The 19,512-nt window shown below is 41.9% G+C and carries 21 protein-coding genes; 14 read left to right on the forward strand and 7 right to left on the reverse strand.

Annotated elements, in window-relative coordinates; translation table 11 throughout:
- The first annotated feature begins 276 nt into the window (after window positions 1–276).
- Window positions 277–768 carry a low molecular weight protein-tyrosine-phosphatase gene (locus HKX40_RS09210; RefSeq protein WP_171589283.1) on the forward strand — a complete coding sequence of 164 codons (492 nt, stop codon included), beginning with the start codon at window positions 277–279 and terminating at the stop codon, window positions 766–768.
- 70 nt (window positions 769–838) lie between these two features.
- On the opposite strand, the gene HKX40_RS09215 is transcribed toward HKX40_RS09210, so the two are convergent.
- The 3 genes from HKX40_RS09215 to HKX40_RS09225 are packed head-to-tail and all read right to left on the reverse strand — an operon-like array spanning window position 839 to window position 3,788.
- Complete coding sequence (locus HKX40_RS09215; RefSeq protein ID WP_171589284.1) at window positions 839–988, reverse strand: hypothetical protein; 150 nt, start codon at window positions 986–988, stop codon at window positions 839–841.
- Window positions 989–1,032: 44 nt separating this feature from the next.
- Window positions 1,033–2,742 carry a single-stranded-DNA-specific exonuclease RecJ gene (recJ, locus tag HKX40_RS09220; RefSeq protein WP_171589285.1) on the reverse strand — a complete coding sequence of 570 codons (1,710 nt, stop codon included), beginning with the start codon at window positions 2,740–2,742 and terminating at the stop codon, window positions 1,033–1,035.
- A gap of 29 nt (window positions 2,743–2,771) precedes the next feature.
- Complete coding sequence (locus HKX40_RS09225; RefSeq protein WP_171589286.1) at window positions 2,772–3,788, reverse strand: hypothetical protein; 1,017 nt, start codon at window positions 3,786–3,788, stop codon at window positions 2,772–2,774.
- A 42-nt stretch (window positions 3,789–3,830) separates the two neighbouring features.
- On the opposite strand from HKX40_RS09225, the gene HKX40_RS09230 reads away from it, so the two are divergent.
- The 3 genes from HKX40_RS09230 to HKX40_RS09240 are packed head-to-tail and all read left to right on the forward strand — an operon-like array spanning window position 3,831 to window position 5,921.
- Window positions 3,831–5,111: a lipoprotein-releasing ABC transporter permease subunit gene (locus tag HKX40_RS09230; RefSeq protein WP_171589319.1), complete on the forward strand. Its 1,281-nt coding sequence runs from the start codon at window positions 3,831–3,833 to the stop codon at window positions 5,109–5,111.
- Window positions 5,104–5,253 carry a hypothetical protein gene (locus HKX40_RS09235; protein ID WP_171589287.1) on the forward strand — a complete coding sequence of 50 codons (150 nt, stop codon included), beginning with the start codon at window positions 5,104–5,106 and terminating at the stop codon, window positions 5,251–5,253. Before HKX40_RS09230 ends, HKX40_RS09235 begins: the two co-directional genes overlap by 8 nt.
- Window positions 5,247–5,921 carry an ABC transporter ATP-binding protein gene (locus tag HKX40_RS09240; RefSeq protein ID WP_171589288.1) on the forward strand — a complete coding sequence of 225 codons (675 nt, stop codon included), beginning with the start codon at window positions 5,247–5,249 and terminating at the stop codon, window positions 5,919–5,921. The genes HKX40_RS09235 and HKX40_RS09240 overlap by 7 nt, the downstream gene beginning before the upstream one ends.
- Window positions 5,922–6,066: 145 nt before the next feature.
- Here HKX40_RS09240 and ubiM read toward each other — a convergent pair whose 3' ends face one another.
- The gene (ubiM, locus tag HKX40_RS09245) at window positions 6,067–7,251 is read right to left on the reverse strand and encodes a 5-demethoxyubiquinol-8 5-hydroxylase UbiM (protein ID WP_171589289.1); all 1,185 of its coding nucleotides are present in this window, start codon (window positions 7,249–7,251) and stop codon (window positions 6,067–6,069) included.
- 314 nt (window positions 7,252–7,565) lie between these two features.
- On the opposite strand from ubiM, the gene HKX40_RS09250 reads away from it, so the two are divergent.
- The 9 genes from HKX40_RS09250 to HKX40_RS09290 all read left to right on the forward strand — a co-directional run bounded on the left by HKX40_RS09250 (window position 7,566) and on the right by HKX40_RS09290 (window position 16,131).
- Window positions 7,566–8,396, forward strand: coding sequence for a TatD family hydrolase (locus HKX40_RS09250; RefSeq protein ID WP_246233663.1), 831 nt, complete (start codon window positions 7,566–7,568; stop codon window positions 8,394–8,396).
- 282 nt (window positions 8,397–8,678) lie between these two features.
- Window positions 8,679–9,791, forward strand: coding sequence for an MlaE family lipid ABC transporter permease subunit (locus tag HKX40_RS10870; protein WP_171589290.1), 1,113 nt, complete (start codon window positions 8,679–8,681; stop codon window positions 9,789–9,791).
- Entirely contained in the window at window positions 9,791–10,822 is a 1,032-nt protein-coding gene (locus HKX40_RS09260; protein ID WP_171589291.1) for an ABC transporter ATP-binding protein, read from the forward strand. The genes HKX40_RS10870 and HKX40_RS09260 overlap by 1 nt, the downstream gene beginning before the upstream one ends.
- Window positions 10,823–10,848: 26 nt before the next feature.
- Window positions 10,849–11,811, forward strand: coding sequence for an MlaD family protein (locus tag HKX40_RS09265; protein ID WP_171589292.1), 963 nt, complete (start codon window positions 10,849–10,851; stop codon window positions 11,809–11,811).
- On the forward strand, window positions 11,808–12,407 hold the full coding sequence (locus HKX40_RS09270; RefSeq protein WP_171589293.1) for an ABC-type transport auxiliary lipoprotein family protein: 600 nt from the start codon (window positions 11,808–11,810) through the stop codon (window positions 12,405–12,407). The genes HKX40_RS09265 and HKX40_RS09270 overlap by 4 nt, the downstream gene beginning before the upstream one ends.
- Before the next feature lie 70 nt (window positions 12,408–12,477).
- The gene (dtd, locus tag HKX40_RS09275) at window positions 12,478–12,930 is read left to right on the forward strand and encodes a D-aminoacyl-tRNA deacylase (protein ID WP_171589294.1); all 453 of its coding nucleotides are present in this window, start codon (window positions 12,478–12,480) and stop codon (window positions 12,928–12,930) included.
- Between the two features lie 251 nt (window positions 12,931–13,181).
- Complete coding sequence (locus tag HKX40_RS09280) at window positions 13,182–13,853, forward strand: ABC transporter ATP-binding protein (RefSeq protein ID WP_171589295.1); 672 nt, start codon at window positions 13,182–13,184, stop codon at window positions 13,851–13,853.
- A 96-nt stretch (window positions 13,854–13,949) separates the two neighbouring features.
- A complete protein-coding gene (locus tag HKX40_RS09285) occupies window positions 13,950–14,759 on the forward strand; it encodes an ABC transporter permease (RefSeq protein WP_171589296.1) in 810 nt (269 codons plus the stop codon).
- Between the two features lie 184 nt (window positions 14,760–14,943).
- A complete protein-coding gene (locus tag HKX40_RS09290) occupies window positions 14,944–16,131 on the forward strand; it encodes a methyltransferase (RefSeq protein WP_171589297.1) in 1,188 nt (395 codons plus the stop codon).
- 314 nt (window positions 16,132–16,445) lie between these two features.
- Here HKX40_RS09290 and HKX40_RS09295 read toward each other — a convergent pair whose 3' ends face one another.
- Both HKX40_RS09295 and HKX40_RS09300 read right to left on the reverse strand, forming a co-directional pair.
- Window positions 16,446–16,703, reverse strand: coding sequence for a hypothetical protein (locus tag HKX40_RS09295; protein ID WP_171589298.1), 258 nt, complete (start codon window positions 16,701–16,703; stop codon window positions 16,446–16,448).
- A gap of 360 nt (window positions 16,704–17,063) precedes the next feature.
- Complete coding sequence (locus HKX40_RS09300; protein WP_171589299.1) at window positions 17,064–17,213, reverse strand: hypothetical protein; 150 nt, start codon at window positions 17,211–17,213, stop codon at window positions 17,064–17,066.
- Between the two features lie 178 nt (window positions 17,214–17,391).
- On the opposite strand from HKX40_RS09300, the gene HKX40_RS09305 reads away from it, so the two are divergent.
- Entirely contained in the window at window positions 17,392–17,781 is a 390-nt protein-coding gene (locus HKX40_RS09305) for a hypothetical protein (RefSeq protein WP_216605216.1), read from the forward strand.
- A gap of 98 nt (window positions 17,782–17,879) precedes the next feature.
- Here HKX40_RS09305 and putP read toward each other — a convergent pair whose 3' ends face one another.
- A complete protein-coding gene (gene putP / locus HKX40_RS09310) occupies window positions 17,880–19,382 on the reverse strand; it encodes a sodium/proline symporter PutP (protein WP_171589300.1) in 1,503 nt (500 codons plus the stop codon).
- Window positions 19,383–19,512: the final 130 nt, after the last annotated feature.

Here is a 19,512-nt window from a genome sequence, read left to right on the forward strand (position 1 = left end):
GGATAAGTCAAGGTGACGGGTGGTTTTAGGTGGTGCTGTCTTGTGCTATCTTGGACAAGGTGGTTTATTAAGATAAAAGTGTATAGGATTCGGCATTTATGCTTTTTGAAGAGGTTGTGCCATGTTTTTACAGGGAAGATATGCCATTAGTGTTTGGTACTATGCGTTTTAGAAGGATTAAATCATATCTTGGGTAGAGAAAACTTGAAAATAGCGAATTAATCACTATATAAGGTCTTGAAATTTTGTTAAAAATAAGTCAAACTATCGGGCACTATGGATACAAAAGTACTTTTCGTTTGCATGGGTAATATTTGCCGCTCCCCAAGTGCGGTAGGTGTGTTGCGTCACCTAGTCCGTGAAGCTGGGTTGCAAAATCATATCAAAATTGATTCTGCAGGCACACATGATTACCATATTGGTGAGGCACCTGACGGACGCGCTCAGTTTGTTTGCCGCAAGCACGGTTATGACATTAGTGATATTCGTGCACGCCAAATTACGCTCGAAGATATCAAAGAATATGATTTGATTCTTGCGATGGATTGGGAGTGTCTTTCTTATTTACAGCAGATAGCCCCCCGTTATGAACATCATAAATTGATGCTGTTGATGCGTTATGCTAATGATTACGAGGAAGCTACCGTAGCAGACCCCTACTATGGTGGTGTCGATAGTTTTTTCCGCATGTTAGATTGTCTTGAGGATGCTTGTCAGGGCGTTTTTGAAGTGCTTAGTAAGCGAGTGACTCAATATCAAGTTGCCTAAGGTGCTATTAAGTAGCACCATGAGACACGAGAGAATCTGCCCAATCCTCTTGCTTAAGCTTATAGCGGGGTCAATGTCCTGTTGGTGATTTCATTTGAATATTACCAAAAGCCCCTCCCACTGTACCGACAACACCATCAACAGAGGCATTGGGGTCAAGGTAATGCTGGCATGCCTGTAAGCATAAACAACAACAAGTTAAGAATAACAGTTTTTTCATAAAGTAACCTTTTATGGTGATAGAAACACTATTTTGATAATAGACTAAGCTACTATTGCATGCTTTATCATTAATTGAGTATATACATTACCATTCCAGTAGTTGGGTACAAACTCATAGACTAATTCTACTGTATCAGGCAATTCTTCTGGATGATTAAACCAAATTGCATCAAATACCATCCCTTCACGCATAACCTGTAGTTTTAAGTGCTTCTCTTTTAATAACCGTTGACTGCGAACTTGAAATATATCGCGAAATATAGGGCTAGGAAAACCTGCTCCCCACACGTATTGACTGAGAGTAATAGCTGTTTCTGCTGTGGCATACTCTATATTTAAAGAACCATCAGTCTCAATAACTGGGGCAAAAACTGTTTTTCCACTAATATCGACTACAGCTTGATCAAAGGCTTTAGAAAAACGCTCAAAATCTTTTGCTGATATAGTTAATCCAGCTGCCATAGCATGTCCGCCGAATTTATGAATTAAATCAGGGTGTTGTTTAGAAACTAAATCTAAGGCATCTCGTAGATGAACATCAGGTACGGAGCGACCAGAGCCACGGATTTCACCATCATCACCAGGGGCAAAAGCAAGCGTGGGTTTCCAGAATTTCTCTTTAAGACGTGAGGCTACAATTCCTACGACTCCTTGGTGCCACTCAGGATGAAATACACAAATGGAGTGCTTTAATGAGAAATTTTCACTTTCAATCTCAATCAGTGCCTGATTACTCATTTCTTGTTCAATACTGCGACGAGTATGATTCCACTCATCGAGTTGTTGGGCTAAGGACAATGCCTCATCATAATCATCACTGATTAAGCAGCGAATACCGATACTCATATCAGCTAAACGACCGGCAGCATTAATGCGTGGCCCGATTTTAAAACCTAAATCCATGCTGTTGGCTTGTCTAGGGTCGGTGCCTGCCACATCAAATAATGCTTGAATCCCGGAGTGCATCTGACCTGAACGAATACGTGCAAGACCTTGAGTAACAAGGATACGGTTATTGCTATCTAGTTTAACAACATCGGCAACAGTGCCAAGAGCAACCAAATCAGCTAGCTTATCTAATCGGGGTTCAGGGTGTTGTTGATAATGACCTCGAGCACGCAATTCTGCTCGTAATGCCATCAGTGTATAGAAAATGACTCCCACCCCAGCGAGATTTTTAGATGGAAAGTTGCAGTCTTTTTGATTGGGATTAATGATAGCAATAGCATCGGGTAGTTGATCGCCAGGTAAATGGTGATCAGTGACCAATACCTCAATACCCTGTTTTTTGGCTGCAGCGACGCCATCTACACTAGCAATGCCATTGTCCACAGTGATAATCATATCGGGTTTTACGGCATTGCGTGCCAACACGACATCAATCACAGCAGGAGATAATCCATAACCTGTCTCAAAACGATTTGGTACCATAAAGTCTACTTTGGCACCAAGCATACGCAGACCACGCATTCCTACAGCACAAGCTGTGGCTCCATCACAGTCGTAATCAGCGACAATCAACAGCTGTTTACCTTGCTCAATAGCATCGGCCAAAATACGTGCACCTTTTTCAACTTGTGTCAGTAAAGAAGGGGCAAGAAGATGCTTCCATGATACTTCTGTTTGGGTAATGTCAGTCACTCCACGAGATGCCCAAAGGCGAGCCATAAAAGGGTTGATGCCTTGGGAAACGAGTTGTTGTTCAATCTCGGGGTGGACAGGACGATTAGTAACTTGAATGGATGGCGTCATGGTGGGTTTTATATGGATGGAAAGTAGTATTATAGACTATCGTCTGCTACCCACCACTGTTTCCATGCGTTTTTAGAGGTCAAAAGATGTGATAAGAATGATTTTGGGGTTAGGGTGACAAGACGGTCAAAACCACATAATATAAAACGGTACCCTTGGTCTAAAAGGGGTATCAGCTGTTTATCTAGTTCAGGTAATTGTAATAACCATTTTTCCCAGTCTTGATGTAGGTGAGGGAAAAAAAGTGTGTCAATAAGTTGATAGCGGTCTGGTTGAGTAGAGGTATTATATCTACCAATTTGTGTAGTGGTATTCTGAGTCGCTTGTGTCAAGGTGTGATTGACAACTTTGGGGAGGGTAGAAGAAATATCGGTTAATGCTGCTCCACCATAAATCCACGCACTATTAATCGTTTTAAGACCTCGAGCTTCTCGTTCGATATTGACAGGATGGTGATGCCACACCATTTGTAGCTCACTGAGTACATTACGTAATGCGCGAGGCAGGTCACTCGGTGTTTGCCAATCATTAAGATGCCCAGTAGTAAGCAAAGCGGGACTCATAAGTGGCACGGATGTAAGGTCCTCACTCATAGTGACAAGGGCGGTAGTCCCTTGGTGTGCTGATAGTGACAAAGGTCCCCCTGCCAGTAGTGCATGGGCGCTTTCAAATAAAGCATCACTTTCTGCTTCACGAATATTTAATTCTTCTGCTAAATATAGCGAGGCTGCATTTAACCCCATTTCAACATGTGTCAACTCCATCAAATAAATGGGTTGAGAGGGGTGAGAAATGCTAAAATCATGAGGACAACGCAAAGGGGCTAGTCCTGATGCATAAAAGCCATTACTCGCTTGATAACCTGCTTGGGAAAGTTGGTAATATTCAAAAGGAGTACAGCCTAGTTTAGCGATGTCTAGCCATTGTGGGTTTGCTTGATGTGTTTGCAGAAGGCGAGCAAATACTGGGGCTTGTTTTTCAATATAAGCCTCACTTGCTTTTGCGGTGATACTATGGGGGATAGCCCCTAAAATGACAATATCCATAGATGGCATTGTACCTTTATTTACAGAGAATAGAAAAGCATTATCGTGAAATTACCTTATGAGTTTTGGATAGGAGCCCGTTATGCGGGACTCACACGCTCCAAAGGGCGTGCAAAGAAGAAAGATAGATTTGTCTCATTTGTGGCGGCTAGCTCCATGGCTGGGATTGCATTGGGGGTGGCAGCATTGATTGTGGTGCTATCTGTGATGACTGGGTTTCAGGTGCAAGTGCGTGATCGTATGTTGTCCGTTCTGCCTCATATTCAGGTCTACAATATGAATGAACCCGTGACTAGTATTGTGAATCAATGGCAAAAGCTCAAAGATGATGTCGTTCGCAATCCAAATGTCGAGGGGGTTTCTGCTTTTGTGGCAGCAAGTGCTATGTTGGCACGCCAAGATGTACTCAGAGGGGCAGAGATTCGTGGCATCTTGCCTGAGACGGAAGGGGCTGTCTCCGATTTACCCAAACAGATGATTCTTGGGGATTTATCTTCGCTAAAGCCAGGTAGCTTCAATATTGTCCTAGGTAATCGACTAGCTTCCATGCTAGGTGTGGGGGTTGGTGATACTGTGATTATTATGACACCACAGGGCTCATTGAATCCTTCAGGTTTTTCACCTCGCATGCGTCAGTTCACAGTGACAGGGATTTTCTCTGCTGGGCATTCTGAATATGATTCAGGTTTTGCCTTTGTTTCTCTTAAAGATGCCGCTGTTTTATTTAGAGATTCAGGAGTTGCGGGAGTACGTCTTAAAATTAAAGATATGCTCAAAGCACCAGAAGTGGCACAAGAGTTGGTTAATAGCTTACCTCCAGGGTATATAGCACGTGACTGGACATTTGATAATCGCACCTGGTTTGCTGCAGTCAAGACAGAAAAACGCATGATGTTTATGATTTTGACTCTTATTGTAGCGGTAGCTGCCTTTAATTTGTTGTCATCTTTGGTGATGTCAGTCAAGGATAAGCAATCCGATATTGCTATTCTACGTACCTTAGGAGCAACACCACGGTCTATTGCTGGTATTTTCTTGGTTCAAGGGGCATTGATAGGGGTGCTAGGTACGGTTCTTGGGGTTGGTCTAGGATGTTTGATTGCTTACAACATTGATGTCATTGTGCCCTTTATTGAAGGTATTTTTGGTGTGCATTTTATTGACCCTGGTGTATACATTATTAATCAATTACCTTCGCAAGTGGAATTAGACGAAGTGGCTACAATTGGAGTGACTTCATTAATTCTCTCCCTACTTGCGACACTTTATCCTAGCTGGCGTGCGTCACGTTTACAACCAGCGGAGGTGTTGCGTCATGATTAATACTTTGTTTATAACAATAGTAAATTTTGCTCAATTAGCAATGATGAACAATACAAGATTAGGCAAAGGTCTTATGATAATTAACGCAAGATTAGGCAAAGGTCTTACGATAATGTTGTCAAAAGGGGAAATGGCATGGTAAATCTCGCATTAGAAGTGCAGGGTGTGACAAAAACCTACTATGATGGTAATGAACCATTATCTATTCTTCGAGGAGTTGATTTAGTCGTGCCAAAGGGGGAAATGCTTGCTGTCATTGGGGCATCAGGTTCAGGTAAAAGTACGTTATTGCATATCCTTGGCTTGTTGGATGAGCCGACCTCTGGAACTATTCGAGTTGATGGGATGAATACTGATGGCCTCAACGAACGCCAACGAAGTCAGTTGCGTAATGAGAAACTTGGGTTTGTTTATCAATTTCACCATTTGCTTCCTGAGTTTACTGCCTTAGATAATGTGGCCATGCCGTTGATTATGCGCCGAGTTTCGTATGAAGAAGCTCGTGCTAGGGCTGAAGTTGTCCTAGGGCAAGTGGGCTTGGCAGAGCGTATTTTTCACCGTCCTGGTGAATTATCAGGAGGGGAGCGTCAGCGTGTGGCACTAGCTCGTGCTTTGGTGGCTAATCCTGTGCTGGTATTGGCTGATGAGCCGACAGGAAACTTAGATAGTGAGACTGCAGAAAGTATGTTTGCTTTATTACGTGAAGTAAATCAGACTTTTCATACGGCTTTTGTGATTGTGACCCATGACCCGAAATTAGCAGCTATGGCTGATAGAAGGTTGGTGATGGAAAAGGGGATACTCAGGTAGAGATATTTCCCCTTTCCTTACCAAACAATATTTAGTAAGGAGTAGAGTGAATTCTCTTTCCTTACTAAACAATAATTAATAAGGAGTGAAGCGGATTCTCTTTCCTTACTAAACAATAATTAATAAGAGGTAGAGCGAATTCTCCCTATGATAACTTTGTCAGTTGACGGGTGATAAGATACTTAATAGGGGGGAAGTTATTACTAAATCGCATCACTACTGATCGCAACAACTTTGCTGGAGCATGTTCAGTTGTAAATAACGTGACCACAAAGTTGGTGCCATGGTAAATAGGACGTGTATTGAGCATATGCTTGCGTTCATACTTGGACAACAAAGCTGGCGAAGCAATATCTTGACCCTGCGATGCTGCCTCAGCAATAAGCCCACCAAGAATAACTGCACTTTGTAAACCTAAATTGTAGCCTTGGGCTGTCACAGGATGCATACCAACGGCAGCATCACCAATCACAGCACAAGATAAACCATAAAAACGTTTAGCATGAACCCCTACAAGAGGATAGCTCACTATCTTGCCGTCTAATTTCATGTCGCCCAAGCGATCTTCTAGCTGATTCATGATACTTTGTTCAAGCTGCTCAGGCGATAAGTCCGTAATCTCATGGGAACGGTGGGTATCAATGGTCACTACGCAGCTACTGAGATTTTCCTCAAGAGGAAGAATGGCAAGGGTGCGTCCATAGTGGAAACACTCCAGCGCTGTATGTTCATTAGATGTTGTGTGACGCATACGGAAAACATGTACCGTACGACCAAAGTCATTCATCTCGGCGCCGATACCCATCTGGCGGCGTGTATTAGAAAAACGACTATCAGCCGCAATAACCATACGAGCGGTGATTTTTTCACCATTATCCAGTATTACCGTAGCTCCTTGAGCGGTTACATTTACATCCTTAACTCCCACTCCATAGCGAATGCGGAGATTGGATTGGTCTTTTACAGCATTGTAAGAGGCTTGACGAATAAGATAATTAGGAATCAAGAAACCTAAACCCTCACCAGGAATACGTGGATTTTTATCAAAAAAGTGAAGCGAGTAATCCGACTTGCCGTTGAGGACCTTGGCTTCTTTAAGTAGATAAATCTGATCTTCTGGGAGATGATTCCAAATGCCTAATTGCTGCATCGATTGGCGAGACGCATGTGTAATAGCAATCTCTCGCCCATCAAAAGCGGGGGTGGACACAAATTCTTCGGGTTGTTTTTCTAAGATGAGCACAGACACAGGGCTGTGCGCTAGCGTACGAGAGAAAGCTAAACCAGCAGGACCAGCACCGACCACAATAATATCTGCGTCAAAAGACATAACAACTCCCTAACGATATACAATAAGAGAGTATTTTAGCAAAATATACTGCTGGGCTTCTTAACAAAAAGCAATATTGACACAATGATTTTGTGTTTTTCCTGCTCTTTTGTATAAGATTGGACGTGTGTCGATATTGACCAGGATAGATTCCGTATATGATGTGGACACTTATCCCATGTGGGTGCCGAATCAATAGCGTAGTACTTGATTGGAAATGTAGCATGATGCGTGATGTGGACACTTATCCCATGTGGGGGCTTGGTGGCAGAGAGTTGAGAGCTAATGTTAACGTTAAAAGAGAGAAGTGAATAATGAATTATCCCATAACTATGATTGATACCCACTGCCATCTCGATGCTCCAGAATTTAACCTCGACAGAGAGCAGGTGATTGCCAAGAGTGTAGAAACAGGAGTAAATGAGATTGTTATTCCAGCAGTAGCGAAGTTTAATTTTCAGACAGTACAGCGACTTGCATGGCAGTTTGATGGAGGGTATTACGCCTTGGGTATTCATCCTATGTATGTGCATCAGTCGCAAGAAGAAGATTTGTCGCTATTGGAAGCCATGATAAAACAAGCATTAGCTTCAGAGGATCCTCGCCTAGTGGCGATAGGGGAGATAGGACTGGATTTCTTTGTGCCTGAGATAAAAGAAGGGGTGCCACGTCAGCGGCAGGAGTTTTTTTACCGAGAACAGCTTAAGTTGGCACAACGTTATGATTTACCCGTGTTGTTACATGTGCGACGTTCACAAGATATGGTGCTGAAATATTTACGCCAAGTGAATGTAGTGGGAGGGATTGCTCATGCATTTAATGGAAGTGAACAACAGGCTCAATATTTCATGGATTTGGGTTTCTGTCTTGGTTTTGGTGGGGCAATGACATTTAGCCGAGCTTTACAGATTAGGCGTTTGGCGGCACAGGTGCCTTTGCAGTATATCGTGCTGGAGACTGATGCACCCGATATTCCCCCAGCATGGCTGACAGGAAATGATAAGCGTAATAGCCCCTCTTATCTACCACGTATTGCTGAGGAGTTGGCAAAGATTCGAGGGGTATCACTAGAGGAAGTTGCACAAGTGACTAACCAAAATGCTCGACGGGTGATGCCTCGGTTGTTAACTTCCTCCTCTTGCTAAGGCAAAAGAGGATGCCTGCTGCGTCTGACGATACTACCTGTTAGCTCACTTTGGAGGGGGCATGCTGCTGACTTTAGGCAAATAGATGCAGTGGCTTTGCTGTTCGTGCCTTATGTTCTTGTCTTATGTTCTTGCCGTAAACGACGAGGTTTTACTGCACAATTTGATAAAGTCTTGGTCAAAAACAATTTACTATTATTGTGCAGTGACAGATGAAAATTTTCTTAATATCCAGAAATTTAGTAAAATTAACAACTATCGTTATCATTAGTAAAAACCAAGGTGTTATTTTTAGAAGAGAAGAATCAATCAAACTCAGTGCCCTTACTTATTCTCAGGGGGGAGTGGACGGTTCAGCATTTTACATCCATTAAAAAAGCATTGTGCTCTTACCGAGGTCGTGATGTGCAGTTGTCTTTACATGCTATTCAGGCACTTGATACTGTAGGGACACAGCTATTGCTAGATAACTTTGGCCAAGAAAAATTGCAACAGGCATTGCACGAGTTGTCTAGTGAGCGTGTAGCGATGGTGGATGCAGTGATTCAAGCCTTATCTCGTCAGGAAAAGACTACAGAAGTATCCCGCGGTTCAGCTATTCTTCATTTTCTGGAAAAAACAGGTGCCAATGTTGTTGCTGCTTGGCGAGATTTCCTGTGCTGGAATGGTTTTTTGGGAATGGTTATATTGGCTCTGATAAGGAGCGTGCCGCACTACCGTAAATGGCGAGTGACTTCTTTGGTGGCAAATTTGGACAATAGTGGTTTTCAAGCAGTACCTATTGTGATGTTGCTGTGCTTTATGGTGGGGGCAGTAGTTGCCTTTTTAGGGGCTACAGTACTAGAGAATTTCGGTGCTCAGGTATTTACCGTGCATTTAGTAACCTATTCTTTTTTACGTGAGTTTGCGACCTTATTAACAGCGATTCTGATTGCTGGGCGTACAGCCAGTGCCTACACGGCACAATTAGGCTCTATGAAAGTCAATGAAGAAATTGACGCGCTCAAGGCTTCTGGCGTTGATCCTTTATCAGTTTTGGTACTCCCTAGAGTGTTGGCTTTAGTTATTGCAATGCCCTTATTAACCTTTTTGGGGATGCTTGCTGGAATTATAGGCGGAATGCTGGTTGCCTCAATAGCTATGGATATTTCGATTCGATTATTTTTTGATATTATTAATAGCTCTGTAGGTGTCAAACATTTTTTAATTGGTATTGGCAAAGCTCCTTTTCTTGCTATCGTGATTGCAATTACTGGATGCATGGAAGGATTCAAGGTCTCAGGGAGCGCAGAATCAGTAGGTCAACACACCACCACTAGTGTGGTGAAGTGTATTTTCTTGGTAATTTTGCTTGATGCATTATTTGCTTTATTCTTTATGCAGATGGGTTGGTAATGGATAATACAGCAAAGAAAACCCACTCTCCTATAACCTCACAGCAATTTAGTGAGCAATTTCAAGGCACTGCAAAGCAGGGGAATCATGCCTCGCATACATCTGTTGATACAAAAGAGGGGGATTATCAGACTCCTCCTGCCGCCACTCGCAAATCAGAGGTGACTCAAGCAATAGCAGAGCCTGTCATTAAAGTCCGTGGTTTGGACAATGCTTTTAATGGTTTTTATGTACATAAAAATCTCAATTTGGATGTTTATGCTGGTGATATTCTTGGTGTAGTGGGGGGGTCAGGCACAGGGAAATCGGTATTGTTACGCAGTATTGTTGGGTTGCGTCGTCCTACAGCGGGTAGCGTACAAGTCCTAGGTAAATCTATGCTGGATTTAAGCAGTCGCGAAAGAGAAGTATTAGGACGCAATCTGGGGGTGCTATTTCAGGGCGGTGCATTATATTCTTCACTGACAGTACTAGAAAATGTGGCTTTCCCATTGATTGAGCAGTTGCATCTTTCTCGCAAAGACGCTGAACATATTGCCATGCTTAAAGTATTATTGGTGGGCTTACCTGAAAATGCTGCTTTCAAGTATCCAGCCGAGTTATCTGGCGGTATGATTAAACGTGCTGCATTGGCTCGTGCATTGGCACTAGATCCTAAAATTTTATTTTTGGATGAGCCTACTGCAGGTCTAGATCCTATTAGTGCAGCAGCTTTTGACCAACTCATGTTGACCCTACGTGATGCATTGGGGCTGACGATGTTCTTGGTGACACATGATTTGGACACTTTATATACCGCATGTAGTCGGGTTGCTGTGTTGTCTGATAAGCAGGTGTTGATTAATGATACGATTGATAAGGTAGAACAATTTAATCACCCGTGGATTCAGCAGTACTTTAATGGCCCCAGAGGGCGTGCTGCTTATCAGGCTCATGAGGCACAACAGGTTTTAGCACCACAGTTCGGAGAGGATGCAGCACATCATGCTAATGAGGCACAACAAGTGCCCCCTCATCAGGCACAGTCATAAGACGTACAGTTTAGGAGAACAAATAGATGGAACCTAAAGCTAGGCATATTTTAATTGGTTTGTTTACGGTGAGTGTGGTCGTTGGTGCCATGCTATTTGGCTTATGGTTGACGCATCTTAGTGTCTTCCAAGATAGCTACCGCTATAAAGTACATTTTAGAGAAAGTGTTAGTGGTTTGTCGCGTGGTAGTGCGGTCTTGTTTAATGGGATGAACGTAGGAGAAGTAGTTGATTTATGGCTTGATAAGCAAGATCCGCGTTATGTATTTGCAGAAATTGCTGTACAAAAAAAGGTCGCATTAAGAGAGGGGGTTGTTGCTAAACTACAATTGATGGGGATTACTGGACAGTCTGTTGTATCACTTAATGGTGGTAATCCCAATAAGCCTAAGCTAGTTCCCGAGGATACGATTTTTCAGAACATGGATGAAGAGGCTTTGCCGACGATTGAGGCAACGCCATCACCGCTAAGTGCCTTATTAGAAGATGGTCAAAACGTTATTTCTAATTTGACAGAAATCAGTGTTGGTATGAAAAATTTATTTTCGGATAAAAATATCCAGCGATTAGGAGATATTCTAGAACATATCAATGATGTTACGGCCTCTGTTGCCAATGAGAAGATGACAATTCAGTCTATCATTACACAGACTGATACCACTTTAAAAGAGACTCAACAAACATTAACTAGCTTTAGGAAACTAGCACAAGACACAAATTATCTACTCACTGCAGAGGGTAAACAAGCATTAAGTAGTTTGATAGATGCTACAAATAGTATGAAAGCCTCTAGTCAAAAGATTCAACAGTTACTTGCGAATAACGAGGGTAATATTAGCCAGGGTTTGCAAGGGTTTAAGGAGTTAACTCCTGCGATTATTGAATTTAAACGTGCTTTTAGTACATTACAGCATATCTTGCAGAATTTGGAAGATAAGCCTGCCGCTTATTTGCTAGATGGCAATGCCTTAAAGGATTTTAAACCATGAGAAAAGTGAATCAATTATTAGCGAGTGTAGTGTTAGGAACAGCATTGACTGCTTGTAGTGTATTGCCAAGTAATCCCCCAGTGAATACTTATCGTTTGGCACCTAGTACAGTAGATGTAGTATTACAGCCACTTAAGCTAAGTTTAGTAGTACCTGTACCTGAGGCTAATCGTACTGTGGCTCATCAACGAATCACAGTGGTGACCGCTGATAACGAGGTTCGTGCTTATCAGGGAGCACGTTGGGAGGACACAGCTCCTGTGGTATTTAGAAATCGTTTGGTGGAAGATTTACAGCGTGCCCATGCCTATAATACAGTGGTTAGTAATGATGAAAATGTTAATGTTGATAGATCATTACATCTGGACTTGCAATCGTACCAGCTACAGTATAAAGACACACAACCAGAGGTGGTAATATCAGTAAATGCAGCATTGGTCAATAGACGTACTAGTGAAATTATGGCATCACGACGATTTACTGTTGAGCAGGCGGTAGCTTCTGCACAGTTGAACGATATATTGCCAGTATTTGCACAACTGAATGACAAAATAAATGAAGAAGTCATTATTTGGTTAAGACAGCAGGAACATTAATGAAAGTAGTTATTTAAAAAGTTTCTTCGGTGCTATTTGTCCATACTGCTAAACAAGCAAGGGATTGTTAATGAAAGTAGTTATTCAAAAAGTTTCTCAGGCTTCAGTGACTGTTAATCGCGAAGTGGTCGGTGCCATTGGCGAAGGTTTGCTATTGTTGGTGGGTGTGGGGCCAGAAGATGGAAGTGAAGATATTGATTACCTTGTGCGAAAAATTAGTCAAATGCGTATTTTTGAAGATGACGCAGGAGTAATGAATTTATCGGTCTTGGATAAACAGGCTGAGGTATTATGTGTGAGTCAGTTTACCTTGTTGGCCTCGACCAAGAAAGGAAACCGCCCATCTTATAGTCAAGCCGCACGTCCAGAGGTGGCATTGCCATTATTTAATCAATTCGTTGCCCGTATGAGTGAGATAATTGCCAAACCTGTACCTACAGGAGTATTTGGCGCCCATATGGAAGTCGCGTTAATCAATGATGGTCCTGTGACAATTTTATTAGATAGCAAATTACCAACGTAAATACGATACGAACAGTGTCCTATACCGCAGATAGTTGTGATGGGTGTGTAGTGTAGCCTATACCGCAGATAGTTGTGATGGGTGAGTAGTGTAGCCTATACTGCAGATAGTTGGGGTTGATGGGTGAGTGGTGCAGCCTATACCGCAGATAGTTATGATGGATATATGAGAGGTGTAGTCTAATCAACCATGATGTGATCAGAGAAAAGATTATTCAGGTTAACTAGACGGTTGAGACAATACAGTGAAATATGAATGCATTAATCGAATTTAAGAATCTATCACGTCAAGATAAAGACACTGGACGGATATTTTTTCACCCCTGTTCCCACTACATTAATACTGGTGATCGTATCCTATTGAATGGGGTTTCTGGTGCAGGTAAGTCTGTGTTTATGCGTGCCTTGGCGTTGTTAGACCAGTCGCAGCAAGGTGAGATTTATTTTGAGTCCGAGCGGGTTACTGCAAAAAATGCCTCCTACTATCGTAGCCAGGTTGCTTATGTACGTCAACAAGCCGTGGTGGTGAGTGGCACGGTGGAGGATAATATTCGTTTACCATGGATACTCAAGCAGCATCAAGGTAAAGTCTTTGATAAGACCCTACTGGCACATTATCTTGATATATTGGCAAAACCAATGTCTTTTTTAGAGCAAGACAGTGCCGATTTGTCCGGAGGGGAACAGCAACTTTGTTGCTTATTGCGTGTGTTAATGCTCAAACCAAGAGTGCTTTTACTGGATGAACCGACTTCAGCACTAGATACACAAGCAGTACAACGGGTAGAGACATTACTGCAAGGTTGGTTTGATAATGACAAAGCCTGGGTGTGGATTAGCCATGATGAAGAACAAAAACAACGAGTGGCGCACAAGTACTGGAATATCCATGATGGAGAAGTCGAGTTTGCTGTAGACCTATGAAAAACAATGATGTCAGATTTGGTATAGATTATGAACAACAATGATGTCAGATTTGATGTAGGTATGTAAAAAATAACAGATAGAAATAAGGTAATTATGGATTATCACTCTCTCAGTTATGCCGATATTGCGATTGCGGCAAGTTTAATCTTGATTAACGGTATTATTTCCTTAATCATGCGATTGGGGCTGGTTAAATCTCTGTTGATTGGGGCTATTCGTACGGTCGTACAACTTAGCGTGATTGGTATCGTGCTGAAGTGGATTTTCACCATTAATCATGAAAGTGTGGTGTTACTGATTTTGTTAGTGATGACTAGCATTGCTGCTATTACAGCCAAGGGGCGTAACTCTTTTACTTACAGAGGATTATTACAAGATACGTTTGTGGCAGTATGGTTGCCTTCATGGACGGTATTGTTTATTAGCATGTTGTTAATTCTCCGTGTGGATCCTTGGTACTCGCCCCAGTTTCTTATCCCTATTGGAGGGATGATTATTGGTAATATTCTTACTGGGGTTGCATTAGTGACCGAGCGGTTGTTAAGTGAAATTAAAGAAAAACGGGCGTATATTGAAATGTTGATTTCGCTAGGGGCAACGCCTTGGGAATCGTATCAAAAAATCGCAAAAAATGCGGTAAGTGCAGGTATGATGCCAAGTATTAATAATATGATGGTTGTAGGATTGGTGAGTTTGCCCGGTATGATGACAGGGCAGATTTTAGCTGGACAAGACCCAGAGCAAGCAGTGCGTTACCAAATTATTATGTTGTTTTTCCAGACAGCGACGACAGGAATCGCGTGTATTTTAGTGGTCTATATGGTGTTTAAGCGTTTGTTTAATGCAGAAGGAATATTGCTGTTTGAACGCCTAAAAGCTTCTAATAAGAAACATAAGCGGTAGACTGAACAGGAGAGCTTATTAGTAGTAAAGCTAAATAAATCAATTTTGATAAAGGTTAGTCGTTATTTTGGTGATGAGCTTATTAGTTAGAAAGAAATCCTATTGAAAAATGAATAAGTGATTGGTCATGAATCAAGAAAGGTAGAAGAATGATAGGATTTAAATCAGGCGGATAGATGGATATATGGTGCAATATATAGAAATCATGGGAGAGCGGTTGACATGGCAGTCAGAAAATCAAGCCAAAGTCCCCAAGCAAATTGAGATAGTGGATGATACCTTATCAACAGAGCAAGCATTAAGATTGGTGCGGAATGGCACTGCCTTGTTGTGGCAGGGCGATTTTATCCAGGCAAAACAGTTACTTGCAGCGATGGGACGACGTATAGAACTGGGTAAAAATTCTCGTGCTAAAAAGTCTAAGTTGTCATCGGCATTGCCCAGCCCTACTCATTTTTTAAAGTCGGATAGCCAATCTAGTGCTAAATCGTTTCACCTTTATCGTCTTGCACAGTCACAAAAGGCACAGTTGCTAGGCATGTTATTAATTCGTGTAGAGGCGGATTTTACAATTCATTTACGCCGTGCTCCAGATATTCAAGAGGCTGCTGCTCAGGTGTGGTCATGGCAAGAACCGTTTGTTGTATCACTCAGAGAGCTGCTGGGGGTTATTGGGGCATACGAATGGCGCAAGAATGGCGTACTAATCCCATGTTTGGGTAAAGCAGCAAAAATTTATCCTTTTTATGGGGTATTTTCCCCTATTCGTGGAGAATACCTGGATTTAGTCGCTGAAGCTCCTTTACCTGATAAGCATCATACGGCTATTGAGGTAGGGTGTGGAACAGGAGTGCTATCAGCTATTTTGGCAAAACGAGGAGTATCTCAGGTGATTGCAACTGACATTTCTTCGCGAGCAGTTGAATGTGCTAAGTTTAATATGCAACAACTAGGTTTAGAGAAGCAGGTGACAGTGTTGGCACAACCGTTTTTCCCAAATACTCTCGCTGATGTGATTATCTGTAATCCACCGTGGTTACCTGCCAAAGCCACAACCTCTCTGGAGTCTGCTGTATATGATCCACAGAGTGGTATGTTGAAAGGATTTTTAAGTGGAGTAGCAAAGCATCTCAATGATGGGGGAGAAGCATGGTTAATTATTTCTAATTTAGCCGAAATATTGGGGTTGCGTTCACGAGAAGAGTTGCTCACATGGATTCAGCAGACAGGGTTGCAAGTTAAAGCTCGCTATGACACGACACCCAAACATAAAAAGGTACAGGACAAAACAGATCCATTAAGTCAGGCTCGTCAACAAGAGGTAACTAGTCTTTGGGTCTTAAGACACAAGCCATCTATAAGTGATAATTAGTCTTTGAGGGTTAAAGCACAAACATTTTATTTTTTTCTAATTCTTTATAGTTAAAACACAAACGTCTTGAGCAACATACAAAAGACCCGTCCCAAAGGAGTACGACGGGTCTTTAGCTTAGAACCAATTAAACGCTCTGTCACCACTATACGCCACCATAACGACAGCTAGGGCAAATACAAATAAGCATACAGTGATGATTTGCTTGTACCATCATAACGACAGCTAGGGCAAATACAAGTAAGCATACAGTGATGATTTGCTTATATCACCATAATGACAGCTAGGTGGTGATAGTAGTTTTAAAAGTTCAACTATTGGCAAGAGAAAGTCATAAAGTAGCTATCATCAGCGGCACCAGAACCAGTGGGAGACAGTTGTTGTACGTTGGCGACCTGAAGAGGAGAACACATTTGTTGTGCTGTCGCCATACATCCTTCCCAGTTAGGGGCACTAGACGCATTAGCAGAGCATTTTAACCCATAACTATTGCGGTTGCTCAAATCAATGCTACCTGACGATGCGCAGGCAGTTAGTAAAGCGGTGAAAGAAATAATGATGAGTTTTTTCATATCAACGAACTAAGGTGAAAAATAAAAACCAATACTCCAGCCGACGTTATCTATCAGATTAAACGGCAGCTTTAACTATAATAAGCATGAATACTGCGGTATCCCAGCATAAATCGCAAGAATGAAACATGCTCCTAGTGGAATGACAAGCATAAAACATATTCTTGGTGCAAATCACAAGGAAAAACAGTTCTTTAACTCAAAGATAAAAATGCATTGCCTCATGGAAAGCATCTGTTTTACTGAAAGTATCCACCTGCTAGGTGGTATTATAAAAAAGCTGTCGGTATAAGTCATTAAAAAAACAAGCATCTTCGTGTAACTGTTGTTTTATTAGTCGAGCTGATTGATTAGAGGTAGCTAAGTAACCAAAGGAAAACCAAGTTTTAAGGTAGGACTTGTCAAAGACAAATCAAATTTCATGGTAGGAATTGTCTGTGGTGCTTGTAAAGAAAACCGTGCGGCAAAGTAGTTAGCAGTGCGAACCAACTGAAGTGTACTAACAGGCATTGTTGGACGCTGTTGAAATCCTCTTGCACAAGCAAGGGGTAATTAAAGTAGTAAGAATCTGTTGACTATTGTTGTTTTAGTAATTAAATGTATTATTTAATGTCTTATCCACATTCACAAATGAAAATCCTTTTGTTAGCATAGTAGTGTTTATTGTTTTTCATAAAGGAGTATCAAAATGAAAAAAACATGGATACCAGTGTTGCTAGCTTTAGGTTTAAGTTCAGTAGCTGTAGCTCAGGATGATGTGGATAATCGTCCTGCTAGTAAAAAGGCACAAGACGTTTATGTTGAGCCTACTTTACGTATGACAACAGTGACAACAACATCATCTGTGGATCCCAAAACTTCACAATCTCAAGTAGTGAGTGAGCAAAAACAGGTAGAAGTATTTAATCATAAAGGTCAAGTAGTGAGTGATAAAGTAACTGATGCAGCCCAGGGTGGTGTAGCTCCTACTCAGCCAGCTACATCTCAAGTGGCACCGGTTCAGCAAACAGTTCCTGCACAACAGCCGGCACCAGTTTCTTCTTCTAAAATTACTGATATGAGTCGTCCTGCCCAATAGTGAGGTTGTGTGGTTGACCGTATAGCAGTTTTTATCAGACACAAAAAAGACCTTGGTATCTTTCAACACCAAGGTCTTTTTAATTACCAATGCATCAATTAAGCAGTCATTTGACGTTTATACTCTGCATCGGCTTCTTCAAAACGTTTTTCAACAGTTTCTGGCACCTTGGTCACAAGTGACACAAGTACTAAAACAATAGAGCATGCAAAGAAGCCTGGTACGATTTCATATAAAGAGCTGCCAGTGTATTTCCAGCATACAACTACTACAGCACCTATGACCATACCTGCTAAAGCACCCAATGCAGTGGTACGTTTCCAGAATACAGAGAAGATAACTACTGGACCAAATGCAGCACCAAAGCCAGCCCATGCATAAGATACTAGACCAAGTACTTTACTATCTGGGTCTTGTGCCAGTACGATAGCGATTACCGCGATAGCCAACACCATGATACGACCTAACCATACTAACTCAGCTTGGCTGGCAGTAGGACGGATAAAGCCTTTGTAAAAGTCTTCAGTTAATGCAGATGAGCATACCAATAATTGAGCGCTCAATGTACTCATAACAGCAGCTAGAATTGCAGAAAGAATAATGCCAGCAATCCAAGGATTAAATAGGGTCATAGCTAAGCCCATAAATACGCGTTCAGAGTCGCCACGTAGCACACCTATTTGATCAGGATTTTCTTGGAAGTAGGCAATACCGAAGTAGCCTGCATATACTGCGCCCACTAAGCAAAGAATCATCCAAACCATTGAGATGCGACGTGCACTCACGATAGTTTTAGCATTTTCTGCTGCCATAAAGCGAGCAAGAATATGTGGTTGACCGAAGTAACCAAAACCCCATGCTGCAGTAGAGAAAATTGCTAATGCACTAGTTCCCTCTGGTACAAGAGCTGAGTAAGTTTTGCCACTTGTGGCTACAGCGGCACTAAATGCAGCACTCATTTCTTCTGCACCACCTAAAGATAGGTAAACAGCAATAGGAGTGAAAATTAGAGCAAAGAACATTAATGATGCTTGTAGGCTATCACTCCAAGATACTGCTAAGAAACCACCAACAAAAGTATAGATAATCGTTGCACCAGCACCTAACCAGATGGCGGTACTGTAATCTACATCGAATAATTGTTGGAATAAACGAGCACCAGCCACAACACCAGAAGCACTATAAAGAGTAAAGAATAGGAGAATAATTGCTGCAGAAGCAATTTTTAACAATGTTCCATACTCACCAAAACGTGAAGCAAAATATTCAGGAAGTGTTAGAGAGTTATTGCAAAACTCGGTGTGAATACGTAGACGACCAGCAACAAATAACCAGTTTAAGTAAGCACCGATAGTAAGACCAATTGCAATCCATGCCTCGATAAGACCAGAAGCATATACTGCACCAGGTAGACCCATCAATAACCAACCTGACATATCAGAAGCACCTGCTGCCAAGCCAGTTACAAAACCACCAAGACGGCGGCCACCAAGAATATAGTCACCAAAATTGCGTGTTGCCATATAGGCCACAGCACCAATACCAAGTAGTGCCACGATATACAGCGCAAAGGTAATGTACATAGGATTTAAATTATCCATTTTCTCTCCTTGCTACAAATGTAGTCATGAAATTGAAATATTTTTCAGCTGGCGAATCTGCCAGCGCATGGGCATTATAAGCAATTTCTAAAAATTTGTACGTTTCTGAATTTAAAAACCTAGTTAAATT

The sequence above is a fragment of the Pelistega europaea genome, assembly GCF_013133775.1.
GTDB classification, from domain to species: domain Bacteria; phylum Pseudomonadota; class Gammaproteobacteria; order Burkholderiales; family Burkholderiaceae_B; genus Taylorella; species Taylorella europaea.

Bases quoted from the DNA above. Each gene is read 5' to 3' on its own strand.
- HKX40_RS09210 (WP_171589283.1), top strand. From the start codon at position 277: ATGGATACAAAAGTACTTTTCGTTTGCATGGGTAATATTTGCCGCTCC.
- HKX40_RS09215 (WP_171589284.1), bottom strand. From the start codon at position 988: ATGAAAAAACTGTTATTCTTAACTTGTTGTTGTTTATGCTTACAGGCA.
- recJ (WP_171589285.1), bottom strand. From the start codon at position 2,742: ATGACGCCATCCATTCAAGTTACTAATCGTCCTGTCCACCCCGAGATT.
- HKX40_RS09225 (WP_171589286.1), bottom strand. From the start codon at position 3,788: ATGGATATTGTCATTTTAGGGGCTATCCCCCATAGTATCACCGCAAAA.
- HKX40_RS09235 (WP_171589287.1), top strand. From the start codon at position 5,104: ATGATTAATACTTTGTTTATAACAATAGTAAATTTTGCTCAATTAGCA.
- HKX40_RS09240 (WP_171589288.1), top strand. From the start codon at position 5,247: ATGGTAAATCTCGCATTAGAAGTGCAGGGTGTGACAAAAACCTACTAT.
- ubiM (WP_171589289.1), bottom strand. From the start codon at position 7,251: ATGTCTTTTGACGCAGATATTATTGTGGTCGGTGCTGGTCCTGCTGGT.
- HKX40_RS09250 (WP_246233663.1), top strand. From the start codon at position 7,566: ATGAATTATCCCATAACTATGATTGATACCCACTGCCATCTCGATGCT.
- HKX40_RS09260 (WP_171589291.1), top strand. From the start codon at position 9,791: ATGGATAATACAGCAAAGAAAACCCACTCTCCTATAACCTCACAGCAA.
- HKX40_RS09265 (WP_171589292.1), top strand. From the start codon at position 10,849: ATGGAACCTAAAGCTAGGCATATTTTAATTGGTTTGTTTACGGTGAGT.
- HKX40_RS09270 (WP_171589293.1), top strand. From the start codon at position 11,808: ATGAGAAAAGTGAATCAATTATTAGCGAGTGTAGTGTTAGGAACAGCA.
- dtd (WP_171589294.1), top strand. From the start codon at position 12,478: ATGAAAGTAGTTATTCAAAAAGTTTCTCAGGCTTCAGTGACTGTTAAT.
- HKX40_RS09280 (WP_171589295.1), top strand. From the start codon at position 13,182: ATGAATGCATTAATCGAATTTAAGAATCTATCACGTCAAGATAAAGAC.
- HKX40_RS09285 (WP_171589296.1), top strand. From the start codon at position 13,950: ATGGATTATCACTCTCTCAGTTATGCCGATATTGCGATTGCGGCAAGT.
- HKX40_RS09290 (WP_171589297.1), top strand. From the start codon at position 14,944: ATGGTGCAATATATAGAAATCATGGGAGAGCGGTTGACATGGCAGTCA.
- HKX40_RS09295 (WP_171589298.1), bottom strand. From the start codon at position 16,703: ATGAAAAAACTCATCATTATTTCTTTCACCGCTTTACTAACTGCCTGC.
- HKX40_RS09300 (WP_171589299.1), bottom strand. From the start codon at position 17,213: ATGCCTGTTAGTACACTTCAGTTGGTTCGCACTGCTAACTACTTTGCC.
- HKX40_RS09305 (WP_216605216.1), top strand. From the start codon at position 17,392: ATGAAAAAAACATGGATACCAGTGTTGCTAGCTTTAGGTTTAAGTTCA.
- putP (WP_171589300.1), bottom strand. From the start codon at position 19,382: ATGGATAATTTAAATCCTATGTACATTACCTTTGCGCTGTATATCGTG.